We start from the raw sequence: 16,980 nt of genomic DNA on the forward strand, positions 1-16,980 counted from the left end.
GCAATTAAGATGAATGAAGTATTAGAATTTTTACTTAACAACCCTACCTTCTATATTGCAACTATGGATGGTGATCAACCAAGAGTACGACCTTTTGGTGCAGTAATGAAATATAATGACAAATTATATTTTGCAACAAATAACACTAAATCTGTTTTTGAACAGTTAGTTGCAAATCCTAAGGTTGAAATATCCACGACTTCTCCTAAAGGTGAATGGATTCGTTTAACTGGAAAAGCAGTTTTTGATTCCAGTACAGAAGTAAAATCAGCTATGTTAGAATCAGTTCCATCCTTGAAAAAAATGTATAGCTTAGACGATAACATCTTTGAAGTGTTTTATCTAGAAGATGCCGTTGTAACATTTAATTCTTTTTCTAGTGGTCCTAAAACAATTAGACTATAATAATTATTTGTAATAGTCTAAAAAAGCTATACTCTTGCTTGATGTATAGCTTTTAATTTTATGATTGCCAAAATACCTAACTAATCTCAATATACCCTAATTATATTTCACAAGTATACGTTGATATTTCTATTAATCCTTCTGCGAATTCATATTTTAATGTTCACTTTTATCATAATGAACATGTAGTAATTCTTTCGTCCTATTCTTTAGCAATCCTTCATATAAAGATTTAACCACCAGATTTTCTTCGCTTCTTTTAATTTGCGTAACCTTATCTATCTTATATAGTCCCTTTGCCCTTTCATTTTTCTCTTCCATTAATCCAAAAGGTTGCCCCGCACCAGCTATACATCCTCCAGGACATGCCATAACTTCTATAAAGTCAAAATGTTCTTCCCCACTCTTAATTTTTTCAATTAAATCTTCTGCATTTCTAAGTCCACTAACAATACCGATTCTAATGGATTCATCTTTAACTTGAAGTTCACATGTTTTTACTCCTTTCATACCTCGAACACCTATAAATTCTATGTCCTTTAATACTCTTGAAGATTTATCTTTAACAACTTCACGGATAACAGCTTCCGTTACTCCTCCCGTAACACCAAATATTACTCCTGCGCCTGAGTAAAGAGATAGTGGTATATCTGATGCTTCTGCCTCAATTTCATCAAACTGTATTCCAATTTCTTTTATCATTGCACATAGTTCCGCTGTAGTAATTACATAATCAACATCCGGAATATTATCCCTTATAAATTCTTCTCTAGCCGCCTCTGCTTTTTTAGCTGTGCATGGCATAACTGCTACAGATATTGTTTCTCTATTCTCTAAAGAATCTTTTTCTTTGAAATACGCCTTAACAATAGAGCCAAACATCTCCATTGGTGATTTACAACTAGATACATACGGCAATAATTCAGGGTATTTATTTTCTACATATCTTACCCATGCTGGACAACAAGAAGTAAATAATGGAAATTTATTATCATCAGACTCTAACTTCTTTAAGAATTCTTTTGATTCTTCAATTACCGTTAAATCAGCACTTAAAGAAGTATCATAAATATTTTCAAAACCCAATTTTCTCATAGCCGCAACAATTTTCCCCATAACATTTTCACCAGGTTTTATACCGAATTCTTCACCTAAAGCAACTCGCACTGCAGGAGCAACTTGTGCTACAACTCTCTGCTTATGGTTATATATTGCTTTCCAAACATTTTTAATATCACTTTTGACAACTATTGCTCCTGTAGGACATACAGTTGCACATTGTCCACAATTCACACAATCTGTCTCTGCAAGACTTTTTCCAAATGCCGGGCTTACTACCATATTAGAACCTCTATTAGCAAAATCAATTGCTCCTACACTCTGTATTTCATTACACATCCTAACACAATCTCCACATAAAATGCATTTATTAGGATCTCTAATGATTGATTTAGATGATGTATCTAAATCTTTTTTTCCCTCAATGCTTTTAAATCTAATATTTGTTAAACCAAAACGTGATGCTAATTTTTGGAGCTTACATTTTCCATTCTTTTCACATATAGTGCAGTCTCTACAATGTGTTGCAAGTAGCAATTCTAAAATTACCTTACGATACTTTTGAAGCTTTGGTGTATTAGTTCTAATTGACATCATATCTTTTGGTGGCGTAGAACAAGATGTTAAAATGCTACCTCTTTCATCCTCGACCACACACATTCTGCATGCCCCATAAACTGATAAATCTGTATAGTAACAAAGAGTAGGTAAATCAATTCCTGCTTTTCTAACTAAATCTAAGATATTCTTTTCTTTATCAAATTCTATCCTATTGCCATCAATCACCATATATTTTGACATAGTTTCTTACCATCCTTTCTGTAATTTATAAATTTCATATGATATATAATGAGAAGAGATAATATTATAGAAGAAATATTTAAATTACTCTAATCGCCTTAAATACGCAGCCTTCAATGCAATTACCACATTTAATGCATTTTGACTTATCAATGACATATGGTTTCTTTATTTCTCCTGTAATAGCTTCTACAGGACATCCCTTAGCACACTTTGAACAGCCTCTGCATTTCTCCTTATCAATCTCATATGAAATTAGTGACTTGCATACACCCCCTGAACACTTCTTATCTACAACATGTTCTATATATTCATCTCTAAAATACCTTAATGTGCTTCTAACTGGAAATGCTGCGCTCTTTCCAAGCCCACAAAGCGCCGTATCAGAAATAGTCTCTGCTAATTCTTCTAATGTATCAATGTCATCCAAGGTCCCTTTACCCTCTACTATATCATTAAGTATTTCTAACATTCTTCTAGTACCTTCTCTACATGGTATACATTTACCGCAGGATTCATTTTGAGTAAAATTCATAAAGAAACGTGCCATTTCAACCATACAATTTTTATCATTCATAACGACTAGGCCTCCACTCCCAATCATTGCACCTACTTTCTTTAACGAATCAAAATCCAAAGTTAAATCAAGATGATTTTCGCGAAGGCATAGACAACCTCCAGACGGTCCACCAATTTGGACTGCCTTAAATTCTCCACCTTTTACTCCTCCTCCAATATCAAATATGATCTTTCTCAATGTTGTCCCCATAGGAACTTCTATTAATCCTGTATTATTAACATTTCCCGTAAGAGCAAATGCTTTAGTTCCATAATTATTTTCAGTTCCCATAGTTTTATACCAATGTACCCCTTTGTTAATTATTGGGGATACATTACAAAATGTTTCTACATTATTCAGTACTGTTGGTTTACCAAACAAGCCTTGTTCTACAGTTCTTGGAGGCTTAACTCTAGGCATACCTCGATTTCCCTCAATCGAAGCTGTCAGTGCACTACCTTCCCCACATACAAATGCTCCTGCTCCCTGATTAATCTGAATATGAAAATCAAAACCTGAATTTAATATATTATCACCCAAAAGTCCTTTTTCCATAGCTTGTTCAATAGCTATGCGCAATCTTTTTACTGCAAGAGGATATTCTGCACGAACATATATATATCCATTGTGTGCTTTTGTTGCAATTCCTGCAATAATCATCCCCTCAATAACACCGTGTGGATTTCCTTCCATCATGCTTCTATCCATAAATGCTCCAGGATCACCTTCATCACCATTACATACAATGTATTTTTCTGATTCTGTCTGCTTTAATACCTGATCCCATTTCTTTCCTGTGGGAAATCCTCCGCCTCCGCGCCCTCTTAAATGCGCCTCAGACATTTCATTAATAATTTCTTCAGAAGTCATGTCAAAAAGAGCCTTCGTAGTAGCACTATAGCCGCCTTCTGCTAAATATTCTTCAATAGACTCCGCATTAATATGACCACAATTATTTAAGGCTACACGAGTTTGCTTTTTATAAAACGGAATATCTTCTTGCTTACTATAAAGCTTATCTCCATCCTTATAACTTAAACCAGTAACTACTTCATTCCCAATAATACTTTTTTCAATAATTTCTTCGCAATCATCTATACTTACCTTTATATATAGCCATCCCTCTGGTTCAATTCGTATTAAAGGTCCCATTTCACAAAATCCATGACATCCACTCTTTTTCAAACCTATAGTGTTGTCATGTGGTTCTTCCTTTAATTCTAATGTAACCTCTAATCCCTTTTCTTTTATTATCTCCTTAAATCTTCTATAAATGTTTAGTGATCCACCTGCTACACATCCAGTACCTGCACATACTAATATTTGCTTACGTTGTCTAACTAAAGCAGCCTTATATTTTGAACTTATATCATTCAGCTCTTCTCTTGTATTAATTCTCATTTGACAACTCCTCCTTTAACTGCTTCACTAGCTTTCTTGCTTTCTCTGGTGTCATTGACGGATATACTACATCGTTTACAGTGCAGACTGGAGCTAGTCCACATGCTCCTAGACACGATACTGTTTCTACTGTAAAATGCATATCATCGGTTGTAAGTTTTTTCTCTGAAAGTCCTAATTCACTCTTAAACTCACTAAGAATAGGATCTGATTTCCTTACGTGACAGGCAGTTCCATCACAAATTCTAATCACGTATTTTCCTTTCGGTTCTAAAGAGAAATTTTCATAAAATGTTGCTACTCCATATACTTTAGCTTCACTAATCTTAAGTTCTTTTGCTATATAGCATAACGCCTCTTCTGGCAGGTACCGGTATTCCTTCTGAATTTCCTGCATAATAGTAATAATTTGTGTCTTGTCATAATTGTTAGAAATTAAAATATCATCTAGTTTTTTTATTTCCTTTTGATTTACCATGATCATCCACCCTCCTATTATATATAATTAGGTACCTTTTATATCAAGACCACTATGAGTCAAGATTTCTCTTATTAGTATCTATTATTCTACATGTAATCATTTTCTCCTTTGTTTTAACATTGATTACATAAATAACTCACTATGTAAAATAATGTATGTTACTTCACAATTATTTATCCATATATTTTTTTGCAAAAAGAACATATAAAATATTAAAAACTCCTAATTAAACAGGTAGAAAATAGTATAAAAACCACTGTATATATAAATTCTAACATTAGTGGTTCTTTTTTTATTTCTATCTATTAACTAAAATATATTTTGTAAGAATACTTAAATTAGTTTATAATCAATAGCGATTAAAGATACTAAACATAGTTTTTAATATAAATAATAATTGTGAGGTGTAGGCAAATGCAAAAGATACTTAGACCTGTATATGCAGAAATAGATTTAGATGCAATAGCTTATAATATAAAAAATATAAAGAAGTTAGTGAAAGATAAAGAGGTAATCGCAGTCGTTAAAGCGGATTGTTATGGTCATGGAGCTTTAGATGTGGTTCCAACTTTACTTGAAAATGGTGCATCAAGACTTGCCGTAGCAGTACTAACAGAAGGAATTGAACTCAGAAATGATAATATAAAAGCCCCTATTATGATACTCGGATATACCCCTTCGTATCTAAATGAAGAATTAATAAAATATGATCTTGAACAAACTGTATACGACTTAGATTATGCGAAAGAATTATCAAAAACAGCATTAAGCCTTAATAAAAAAGCTAAAATTCACATAGCGATTGATACTGGAATGGGAAGAATAGGATTTCTACCAACTGAAAAAGCAATAGATGCTATTTGTAAAATCTGTTCTTTAGAAGGACTAGAAGTAATCGGAATATTTACTCATTTTTCTACTTCTGATGAGAAGGATAAAGAATATACTAATGAACAATTTGAAAAATTTACGTATTTGCTAAAGAAACTTTCAAATCTTAATATAGAAATTCCTATAAAACACGTCTCTAATAGCGGTGCAATCATGGACATGCCAGAAACTTACCTAGATGCTGTCCGTGCTGGAATCATACTTTACGGATATTATCCATCACCTGAAGTAAAAAAAGAAAATCTTTCTTTAAAGCCAGCATTGACATTAAAAGCAACTATAACACGTGTTCAAGAAATGGATGCAGGTATGTCTATAAGTTATGGAAGAACTTTTAAGACTGAGCGAAAAAGTTTAATAGCTACTATACCAATAGGATATGCAGATGGTTATTCTAGATTACTAGCTAAAAATGCTAAAGTCATTATAAATGGACAATTTGCTCCTATTGTCGGAAGAATATGCATGGATCAATGTATGATAGATATTACAGATATTAATGGTGATATAAAAGTTGGTGATGAAGTTATAATCCTTGGTGAACAAAATGGACTCAGATTTAATGCAGATAATTTCGCAGAAATAATGGGAACAATAAATTACGAAATACTTTGCATGCTTAAATATAGAATCCCGAGGGTTTATGTTAAAAACGGAAAAATATTTAATGTAAGAAATTATCTATAGATTCAATCAACTTTACTTATAAAAATAAACTTGATATTTAGTTATTTCTAATTAGTTAATAAGTTATAAATAAGCTACTTCTATGTAAGCGCAAATAACGATGTATATGTAAATATGCATATACATCGCTATTTATATTTATTAATAAAATCTTATATTGCTAGTTTCAATGTTTATCCTATAAACATTCTGGCATACTAATTTCAGAGAATATCGCCTCAAAATATAACTTTAATTGACTACCTTCCTATAGATCAAGGTTTATAAAGGGTTCCTTATTGAAAATTTGAAATATATCAAGCAGCGAAATTTTATATTCATATGGAACAAATATGTATTCAATTTCGGCTGATATCCATATAAGTTCAACTCTCATTTCAGAACCCTATATTCTATCCACTTTAAATACATTAAATATTCTTATTTGCTTGAATCTGCCATTACTTTGTCATATTTATAAGCAGGCATTTATATAATAAAAATTCTATTTCCTTCTTTAATCTAACTAATTCTTCGGAACTTATATTTTTCAATTCATCCTTTGTATTAGTGAATTCCTCACTTAATTCATCAAATAAAACTAATACTTCTTCTTTACTTATTTCTTTCAGTTCATCTAAGTATTTTCTTAAAGACCCTTCAATATTATTAGCCCAATTATCTATAGCGGTTACAGATATTTCATTTATCTTTTTCTGCCATGTCAACGAATCATATAAAAAGAATATTGAATCCGTAAAAACATTTAAAGATTCAGTAATTCCCTTTAAAGATGTAGCCCTTATTGTTTTTAATAAATGATTTAAATTATTATTAACTTCTCCAACAGATGATTTTTCAAATGTATTAGAAAGCTTCTTTAAATTTTTACTAATAGCATAATCCTTTTCTGAATTATTGAATTTACCTTTATATACTGTCCTAAACATTTCTCCTGTAGCTCTTTCAATAGAATCCCCTCTATGCTTTTCTATGATATCTTCTACAACCTTGTTATATGAAGGTGTACTTCTTTTAACATTCTCCTTTAGCTTAATAATTTCTGCGTTTAGAATGTTCTCAACTTCTCTATCTAAATTAATAACTTCATCTTCAATATAGGTATTTAAGTTTTCAGTTTCCTCGCTTGTTAACTTTGGAACATAGTAGTGCTGCATTAAGGTGAAGGTTTCTTCCTTCATTGACCATTTGCTTTCATCGTATATATAGTTCGTAATATTCTCTTTGATTTTCATATCGGATTTTCCTATAAGCCTTACTGCTTTTAATTTTATTTTTACAAATCCGTTTTCTATAACATCTAGTATCTCATCTTTTTTATCTAAGAATTCCTTAATTACATTAGCTTTTTCTACTACCTCTTCTTTTTTACATTCTATTTCCGCAATTCTAGAACTGATTTTTATATCGCATTCACGCAATAAGTAATCCTGATAATTCTTTAGAGTTTCTGAAAGCTCTCCTTCTTTATCTGGGTCATTAACTTTTTTGTATATATAGTTCCAGAGCTTATCTGTGTCAGGATTCTTTTCAATACTGCTTTCAATAAGAAATGTTTCTATATCTTTATGGATACATTCACAAACGCTGTTTCTAATTTCATTGATTCTTTTATTATCCATATCTATATTTTGTGGGCACATATTTACTGCGAGTACAACTTCCACATTATTGTTTATAATTTCGCTAACATACTTTAAAAACTGAAAATCGTCTTCTCCAACTCCAGTTTTATACGACACAACATATATTATAAAATCACTTTCTGGTATAAAATTCTTTAAAACTTCTTCGTGCCTTTCAACAAGTGATCCATATCCAGGAGTATCGAAAATCCTCATTCCAGAATATCTCGAATCTTTACATGGTCCAATATATCTTAATCTATTTATATTACCATCGGGTTTTACTGTAAAATTCGAAAAACTATCATCATCCAAAACATCTATGCTTAAATCATTATTTATAGCAAATAAGGTTTCTTCAGAACTCTCGTCTATTATAACTTCTGTGACAATTCCAGTTGTTGGTTTAACACTCTCCACTAGTATTTTCCTTTGAAAAATACTGTTTATTAACGCACTTTTTCCTGAGCTAGTTTCCCCTAGCATGACAATATAGTGAGCTGGATTAATTATTCTATCCTTTATTAATAAATTCTTCGATGTAATTTCATCATTATCAAGAATATTAACTACCTTATCAATCCTGTTTTGTCTATCAACGCAGTTTTTAAAAATATTCATAATATTTATTTCTCCTTATATTCCTCGATTAATTCCCTTAATATTTTTAAATCTTTTTCAAATTCTAAAATACTTTCTTCGTTATAAGTAGTTTCATACTGTTTTTCCAAGTCTTCCACATCTTGTTTAAAGACATTTTCTAAATTAGATTTCATTGCCTTTATAGATTCGTCTATTTCCTTTTGTTTTGCCATTAAATCTCCAGTTATTTCTTCTTTTAAATATATTTCTAAATCTTCTATCATTGGCTCCAAATCTTTTAAAGTATAATTAGCTCTACTTTCAACTATTTTTTTCCTCATATGATCTCCAATCAAAGAAAAGGCTAAACTTATTCCCATCCCAACCAAAATTCCTACAGGACCACCAAGCATTCCTACTGCTCCAACTGTCCCAATTACTCCGGTTGATACCCCAAGTAATGCTGGAATTGACTTTTCATATTTTATTGAACTCTTTTTATTAAAGAATGATATATTCTCATAGGTTCCATTAAAACCTTTTATTCTTATATTTTCAAATCTGCTATTTATATTTTTTATAAATTCACCAATACTGTTCAAAATCTCATCCATTATATCATTTATCGCTTTATCGGACGTCTCTTTATATATTAAGCTAAGTCTATTGCCATCAACTATTCCTTTATTTATAATTCTTCTTAATTCTACTCGTAAATTTTCAATGTTCTCTTTTATTACTTTAGATGAATTATCTATAATATTATTCATTTCATCTTCTGCATAAGTTCGAAAATCTCTTAATTTTCTTTTATTCTCCGATAACATTGTTTTTATCTCTTTGATTCTTTCTTCCTTTTCTAAAGTATTTTGATTGTCCTTATTTAATGCTAAAGTTTTATAAGTATTTATCCTATCATTAATGTTTTCTAAAACTTCATTAACTCTTTGGCTTAAGACCTTCATTAAATCTTTATTATATTCCTTTGAAATATTTTTAATTTCTTCTATTACATTAACTATTCCTGAATTATTATAAGCTGCTTCATCTCCAGTGAATTTCCCTTTTACAGCCTCATAAACATTTACTATATCAACTTTTATATCTCTTTCTTCATTATGAGAATAACTTATACTACTTAATACGCCAGAGTTATGTTCTCTTGCCTCATTTGCATCTTCAACACTTTCATCATTCCATTTATTTTGAACAAAAATAGTATTAGCTAATTTAGGCCACAAAGCATTTATAAAGCTTTTCTCCGATCTTGTAATTGGTGGATTTGTCCTAATTAAAAATATTCCTGCTGTTAGCTTGTCTACATATTCTAAAGTAGTCTTCTGATTTTGTGGGGTCAAACTTCCAACACCAGGCAAATCTACAAGTACTATATCATCTTTTAAAACATCGCTCTTGTTATATAATACTATTTTCGATACTTTAAGATTATTGGCTTCATTATAATCATTATGTACATATTTTTCCAATTCTTTTATGCGTATATGCTCTTTTCTTCCGTTTAGATAATATACTACAGCTTCATCAGTATTTTCTCCATATCTAACCTCAACTGGTACGCAAGTTGTTTCATCAACATCTGTGGGTAATACATTTTCCTCCATTAGTATGGCATTTAAAAAACTACTCTTTCCTGCACCTTGAATCCCTAAAACAGGAACCATTATTTCTTTCTTATTCAAATTCTCAATAAAATGTTCAAAGTATCTGTTATAATCTATACCTTGCTTATCATTATTAAGATATTTTTCTAATAAGTTAGAAAACCTTTCATCTTCTATTAAATTTATATATGTCATTTCCTATTATCTCCTTCTTCCAAAAAGCTTAGAAAAGAATGATTTATTTCCCCACTCTACCTCTTCTTGTATATAATCAATCTTATTATTAAGCTCATCTTCTAATTTACTTATTAATTCTATTATACTATCTTTATCTTCAATTTTACTGTCAATATCCTTAATTTTTCCTAAAATTGAATTTTTATTATTAATTAGATTATATTCTATAGATTTGTCTAAAGATTCAACTTTATTTTCAATAGATTTTTCAACCAAGTCTACTTTTTCTTCTATCTTATCTAAGTTAATATTATCTAATTTATCTAAAATCGCTTCTTTATTACTTGCCGCATCTTTTACTACTTTTAATCCTAATATTGCCAATCTTTCTTCTATAGATTCAAATAATACCTTACTTTGCTCTTCCACACTCTTTTGTATTACTGCTTCCAATTTCGTTTCTGTCATTTCTCTTATCTTTAATATGCTTTTATTTAAATCTTCAAGTTTTTCTTCGAATTCTTCTTCATGAAACTCTTGAAAATTTTCTCGCAAGTCATTTATTTTTCTCTCAACTGGCTTTAATTTTTCAGTTAGCTCTTCTGTCATATTTCTAGATGCTCTTGTAAGTAAACTTAACATATCATCCTGTATTTCGCCCATTATATTTTTTGTAACTTCATCGCTTTGAATTAAAATTGATCTTTCTTCCATATATTCATTCATACTCCTTCCTCTTTAGAGGTATTCAAAAAATAGCTTAAAATCTTTTCAATAGTTTCTTGTTCTTCTACTCCTCTTGACAAAGGATTTTCAATCAGTTTTTCTTTTATAACTTTATAATCACTTATCAAAAATTCATGAATTTCCTGTGATTCTATTAATGCCATATTATATATTGGATTTTTGGAATTAATTAATATATATTCAGGCCTTATACTACTAAACCTGCTAATAACTTTATCTTTTAGGTTTTTAACTTCTATCAGAAGCTCCTCTATATTATTTGCATTTATAAATTCTCTGCATGAATCTATTACTAAATTCACTGATAAATTACTATTTTCCTTAAAGAAATAGTTTAAATTTCTGCTTTCTAAAATCTGCTTCTTAGAATTTCCAATTTGTATTCCATTAAAAATAATAAACATACTATAAGTCATATCTTTTATCTGTTTAAGTTTTTCATAAAATTTAAGCGTACCTTTTCCAGATTCATAGATAATAGCTATATCTTCAAAACTATATAAACCTTCTCTCTTTATTAATTCACATTCTTCAAGATCTAGATCAATTCCATACATTCTAGAAATGAAATCTCTGCAAGAATCTATATCCCATGTCCAAAAAAGCTTTAGGCCCATACTGTTAGACTTTTCTTCACACTTTTTATTTATATATTTTCCAACTAATAGGTAGTTCTTTTCTAAAATTTTATTACTCAGCATATAAAAGTTATAATGTAACCTTGAAATACTGTATGAAATATTTTTTTCATAATTATCACTTGTTATTGCTACCTCATTTTTCACATCAACTCTTAAATTAGAAAGCTTGTCTTTAATACCTATTAGATCCTTAGTTACTTCTCCTATATCATAAAGCTCTATATTTTGCTCTTTTTTTTCTTCAAATTCTTCTGTTCTTCTTGATACTTCCTCATAGAAAGTATCTATTGCTTTTGTATATTGATTACTCCATTCCTTTAATATACTTATATATTTATTCTTATTTTCACTACATATTTTTTGGGCCCTCTTAATAGTCTCATCTTTATCAATTATTCTCTCGTCATATCCTACTTCTTTATATCCCCAGTCCTTGTCAAATATATTAGACAATAATCTTTTCCCCTTATTTAGAACCCCTTCTTTCTTAAATAACACAGTTCTTTCTTCATATTTATGCTTAATCTCAATATTTTTACTTTCGATACTCGGCAAAACATAAGAGGATCTTATATCTAAATTAAGACTATCATATATTCTTCTTTTATCTTTTTCACACCTCTTAACAGTGCTTAAAATATCACTTTCAATATATAAATTTTTATTGTTAATTCTATCTACTATGTCTAAATAATCTTCAATATTTTCAGATGATACAGATGATATTTCCTTTATTATATTTGAAGTAATGTTTTCAATTTCTTTAATCTTTTCAGCTATTTCATTCTGAGCAGTCTCAAATTTATTTGCAAGATTATCAAGCTCTTTATTACTTACTTTTATTAAATCTTCTATTTCACCTAAATTATTTCCCTTTATAATTTCTTGATCAGTTGAAATTATGCTATTAATTTTTTCTATTAGACTTTCAGCTCTCCGTCCATTAAGCTTTGGAATAGTATTTTCCGCACAATTTTCTATAGCATTAATAAACATTTCAAAATTAGAATTATCATATCTTTCCTTATCTTTATCTACAATTCCCAAAAGTCCATTAAGTGCTGATATTTGAATAACTTCCGATATTTCTTTATCATCTGTAATTTCCATTAAGAGCCTCTCTGCTCTCTTTTTATACTTTTTTAATATAGTAACTTTATCTTCTTCAACTATTCCATTCCTGCCAATCTTTTCTTCAATTGAATCTATCATGTTTTGTACTAGGATTATCTGCTTGTCTTTCTCACTTACTATCTTAATTTTTTCAGCATTCGTTGCATCACTATTAGCCTTAACCGTAGTCACAAATATGCATATATCTATAGTTGGAAGTAATATCTCCAATGTCAATTTTTCATGATTTTCTAAGTTCCATGCATCTAATCCTGGACTATCGATTATATGTATTTTCTCATCTAACATAAAATAAGGTGTTTTTATATCAATCTGAGTAACATTAAGCGTATTTCCAGGATTCCTGCTCTCATCCGCATATTCTGCTATAGCATCTTCATTTAGATTTTCTGTCTCTAATATTTTAGGTCCACTATCCTTAAAATAAATAACGGCTTGTCTCTTTAGTCCTTTTGATGCCGTAATTATAATACTTGAACTAGGCCTTATAGCCATTGGTAAAATCTTTTCACCAAGAAGTGCATTTACTAAAGTAGATTTTCCACTACTAGTTATCCCCATAATAGCGATTCGTATTATATTATCATCATAAATACTTTTTCGTTCTTCAAACCATGCTATATCCTTATTGTATCTATTCTCTCTATAATTATTTTTACTTAAAACTCCTCTTATCTCATCAATTATATTCAATATGTAATTATCTTTTCTCATAAAACTCTCCATAACAACTATACTAATTCATACTATATCTTCCTTATATATTTTCATAGTTCTGATAAGGCATATGAAATAAAATAACAAATTCAAAATGCCATGATTATTTTTCATTAGGCAAAAAATGGACTCGACAGATGAACTTATTGTTTTTTTAATTATGCCTAAATATATCTTATCATAATTAAGCATACTTATCTAAGCAAATACTTACTGAATAATAAAAATTTCACAATTTTATTTCCAAATTCTACACAATAATATGTGTTGTTGCTAAAAAACCCCTATTATATATTTTAACTTGTCAGATTTATTATTAATTAAGAATCACTTATATTAATTTGCCAAATATAAAAACTTGAAAGAAATATCTAAGTATTCTTTCAAGTTTTTTATAAATGTATATATTGCAAAAATAATTTTTCATAATAATTCTAAAAATATTGTAAGGATTTTAGTCGCGATTGTGAATTTCAATATATATATCAAAATCTTCATAAACCAGAAATTTGTTCTTTGTTTTAATTATAAGTATTATTCTAATTTCTCAAATTTTCATTAAATATATGTCTAAACTTTTCACTATTATATTTAATTTCATTAATCTGTTTTATAGACATTGCCCCCATTATACTATTTGTTATAATTACCTCTTCTGAATGTGTTAAATCATCTATAGTAATGCTTTTTTCAGTCACCTTAAATTTTTTCATAATCTTATCTCTTATTATACCTTTTAATAATCCATCTTCACTATTTGGAGTAAAAATTTCATTATTTTTTATCATAAATATATTTGCACAGCTCGTTTCTGTAACATTACCTTTTTCATTTAAAAATATCACATCATCGTAGCCTAATTTCTTAGCATTCTCTTTTTCAATTATGTTTTCTATATAGCATGTAGATTTGATAGAGGCCAATCTTGAAGTACTGTTACGTCTTACCTTTGAAATTGTTAACGACATTCCTTTTTTATAATCGTCATTTTTATATGCAATTTCTCTTTCGGTTATTATAATGTTTAAAGGTGTAACAGTTATTTTTAATACTTTGTTTTTTATCTCCAACTTATTTAAATGATCTCTTAAAAATTTTTCTTCCACTAATGGCTGTAAATTTAATTCCATCATATCTTTTTTTAATCTCTGTAAATGCTCTTCTAAATATATTGGTTTTTCCTTACAAAGAATTGTTTCAAATATTCCTCTTCCAAAAAATAATCCATCATCAAGCATTACTTTATCATAATTATGAACTATCCTTCTCACTATAATACCTCCATCAACGCTTTAGCTTTGTCTATTGTCTCTAACCACTCCTCTTCTTCAATAGATTCCCATGTTATTCCTCCACCAACTCCTAAATACGCTTTATTACCTTTTCTTATAATAGTTCTAATAACTATATTAAAATCACTATTTCCTCTTAAATCGAAGTATCCTATAGACCCTGTATATATATTTCTTTTTAGCTTCTCAAGCTCCTCTATTATTTCCATTGCGCGTATTTTAGGCGCTCCTGTAATTGATCCACCCGGAAAACACTCCCTTATGCACTTTACTGAAGACACATTTTCTCTTAATCTTCCTTCTATTGTTGCCACAAGATGAAATACAGTCTCATACTCCTCTAACTTAAAAAGTTCTGTAACTTTTACTGATTTAGGTTTACAAACTTTACTCAGATCATTTCTTTCTAAATCAACAATCATTAAAAGCTCGGATTTATCTTTTTCCGAAGCCATTAACTCATTTCTATTTCTCTCATCTTCCTCATAATCTTTTCCTCTAGGTCTAGTTCCTTTAATCGGCCTTGTTTGAACCTTACCATCTAAAATTGATAAAAATCTTTCAGGTGAAGAACTTATTATTTGAAAATCCTTAAAATTCATATATGCTGAAAATGGTGCTTTATTTGTATTTCTCAATTTTCTATATATTTCATATGGCTTTTCATTATTATTACACCATATCCTTCTAGTCATATTAGCTATATATACATCTCCACTTCTTATATATTCTTTAAGAGATGCTATAGCTTTTTTATACTCTTCCTTATCGAAATTTGAAAAGAATTCATTATTTGTTTTTTCTAAATTTACTGGAAGCCCCTCAATATAATTCTCTAGACACTTTTCTATATTAAGTATACTATTTTTAGCTTCTTCAAGTTGTCCAACTGAAGTTATATAAGTTTTTTTATTTTGTAAATCAAATATTATTAGATTGTCAAAGAAAATAAAAATGCTATCTGGTATACTAAAATCTTCCTTTGATTCATCTGGAAGATCCTCTAACACTCTTCCTATATCATAAGAAAAGTAACCAATAGCACCACTAACAAAAGGAAGTTTGCTATTAATACTAATTTTATAATTCTCAATAATTTTATCCAATTTTTCAAATGGATCTACATCATTATATTCTTCATTATCAATAGTTACTTTTCTCCCCTTAGAGATAAATTTTTTATATGGATTCAATCCAATAAAAGAATACTTGGATAACAATTTGTCTTCTTTCGAACTATCTAAAAATATAGAATCTTCACTATCTTTAAAAAGATCATATGTATAAAAAGGATTATAATATGTATTTAACTCTTTAATCTTAAAATCTACCATTTCTAAACCTCTTGCACTCTAAAATAAAATTTTCTAAGATTTTATGCCCTTCTTCCGTAAGTTCTGCTTCTGGATGGAATTGAACTCCATATATAGGTAATTCATTATGTCTAATTCCCATGATTACCCCATCTGACGTTTCTGCCGTAACCAATAATTCTTTTGGGAGTTTCTTCTTATCAATAATTAGAGAATGATATCTTGTTACCTTTAATGGATTTTTAACATTATGGAATATTCCGCTATTATTATGTGTTACTTCACTTATTTTACCATGCATAGGCCTGTCGCCTTTAATTATTTCTCCGCCAAAATAATGTCCTATACACTGATGTCCAAGACATATGCCCAATATAGGAGTTTCATTTTTAAATTTATCAATAATATCTAGGCACAAGCCTGCTTGCTTGGGATTTTTAGGTCCTGGTGAAATAACTATACCATAATATTTATTGTTTCTGATGCTCTCAATATTAATTTTATCATTTCTAACTACATCCACAATTTCTCCAATCTCTTCAAAATATCTGACCAGATTATATACAAACGAATCATAATTATCTATCATTAGTAACACTTTAATCATTCCTTTTTAACTTTAATTATTATAACTGTATATGTTATTATTAAGTTTCTGCATTTCTATCTTAATTGAACTCTTGTTCTTGAGCTACTATAATTTTAAATATAAATTTATTATCTCAACATATATACTATTAGTCACATATTTATTTTAGCATTAAATAAAACTCTGTTCCATTGGTTGTATTTTCTCGTTCGTAATTTAAAATAATATCTAGTCAGTCTTACTCTTCACAATAAATT

At 29.2% G+C, this 16,980-nt stretch carries 12 protein-coding genes; 2 read left to right on the plus strand and 10 right to left on the minus strand.

Going from position 1 to position 16,980, the window contains the following annotated elements:
• Positions 1-9 precede the first annotated feature (9 nt).
• A complete protein-coding gene (locus tag F3K33_RS21020; RefSeq protein ID WP_023973102.1) occupies positions 10-405 on the plus strand; it encodes a pyridoxamine 5'-phosphate oxidase family protein in 396 nt (131 codons plus the stop codon).
• A 156-nt stretch (positions 406-561) separates the two neighbouring features.
• Here the strand turns inward: F3K33_RS21020 and F3K33_RS21025 are convergent, their stop codons facing one another.
• The 3 genes from F3K33_RS21025 to F3K33_RS21035 all read right to left on the minus strand — a co-directional run bounded on the left by F3K33_RS21025 (position 562) and on the right by F3K33_RS21035 (position 4,703).
• A complete protein-coding gene (locus F3K33_RS21025; RefSeq protein WP_039771581.1) occupies positions 562-2,265 on the minus strand; it encodes a [FeFe] hydrogenase, group A in 1,704 nt (567 codons plus the stop codon).
• A gap of 79 nt (positions 2,266-2,344) precedes the next feature.
• Entirely contained in the window at positions 2,345-4,225 is a 1,881-nt protein-coding gene (gene nuoF, locus F3K33_RS21030) for an NADH-quinone oxidoreductase subunit NuoF (RefSeq protein ID WP_012060268.1), read from the minus strand.
• Positions 4,215-4,703, minus strand: coding sequence for an NADH-quinone oxidoreductase subunit NuoE family protein (locus F3K33_RS21035; RefSeq protein WP_023973104.1), 489 nt, complete (start codon positions 4,701-4,703; stop codon positions 4,215-4,217). Before F3K33_RS21035 ends, nuoF begins: the two co-directional genes overlap by 11 nt.
• A 417-nt stretch (positions 4,704-5,120) precedes the next feature.
• On the opposite strand from F3K33_RS21035, the gene alr reads away from it, so the two are divergent.
• Positions 5,121-6,284 (plus strand): alanine racemase, encoded by a 1,164-nt coding sequence (gene alr, locus F3K33_RS21040; RefSeq protein ID WP_039771579.1) that lies wholly within the window; start codon positions 5,121-5,123, stop codon positions 6,282-6,284.
• A 440-nt stretch (positions 6,285-6,724) separates the two neighbouring features.
• Here the strand turns inward: alr and F3K33_RS21045 are convergent, their stop codons facing one another.
• The 7 genes from F3K33_RS21045 to F3K33_RS21075 all read right to left on the minus strand — a co-directional run bounded on the left by F3K33_RS21045 (position 6,725) and on the right by F3K33_RS21075 (position 16,732).
• Positions 6,725-8,530 (minus strand): dynamin family protein, encoded by a 1,806-nt coding sequence (locus tag F3K33_RS21045; RefSeq protein ID WP_012060271.1) that lies wholly within the window; start codon positions 8,528-8,530, stop codon positions 6,725-6,727.
• A 5-nt stretch (positions 8,531-8,535) separates the two neighbouring features.
• Positions 8,536-10,308, minus strand: a complete 1,773-nt coding sequence (locus F3K33_RS21050; RefSeq protein WP_012060272.1) for a dynamin family protein — start codon at positions 10,306-10,308, stop codon at positions 8,536-8,538.
• 6 nt (positions 10,309-10,314) lie between these two features.
• Positions 10,315-11,016 (minus strand): PDDEXK family nuclease, encoded by a 702-nt coding sequence (locus F3K33_RS21055; protein ID WP_236892061.1) that lies wholly within the window; start codon positions 11,014-11,016, stop codon positions 10,315-10,317.
• Entirely contained in the window at positions 11,013-13,526 is a 2,514-nt protein-coding gene (locus F3K33_RS21060) for a dynamin family protein (protein ID WP_039771576.1), read from the minus strand. The genes F3K33_RS21055 and F3K33_RS21060 overlap by 4 nt, the downstream gene beginning before the upstream one ends.
• A 542-nt stretch (positions 13,527-14,068) precedes the next feature.
• A complete protein-coding gene (locus F3K33_RS21065) occupies positions 14,069-14,800 on the minus strand; it encodes an aminotransferase class IV (RefSeq protein WP_023973108.1) in 732 nt (243 codons plus the stop codon).
• On the minus strand, positions 14,800-16,155 hold the full coding sequence (pabB, locus tag F3K33_RS21070; RefSeq protein WP_039771574.1) for an aminodeoxychorismate synthase component I: 1,356 nt from the start codon (positions 16,153-16,155) through the stop codon (positions 14,800-14,802). Before pabB ends, F3K33_RS21065 begins: the two co-directional genes overlap by 1 nt.
• On the minus strand, positions 16,142-16,732 hold the full coding sequence (locus F3K33_RS21075; RefSeq protein ID WP_012060277.1) for an anthranilate synthase component II: 591 nt from the start codon (positions 16,730-16,732) through the stop codon (positions 16,142-16,144). The genes pabB and F3K33_RS21075 overlap by 14 nt, the downstream gene beginning before the upstream one ends.
• Positions 16,733-16,980: the final 248 nt, after the last annotated feature.

Origin of the sequence: Clostridium beijerinckii, assembly GCF_008705175.1 — a bacterium.
GTDB lineage: Bacteria > Bacillota > Clostridia > Clostridiales > Clostridiaceae > Clostridium > Clostridium beijerinckii.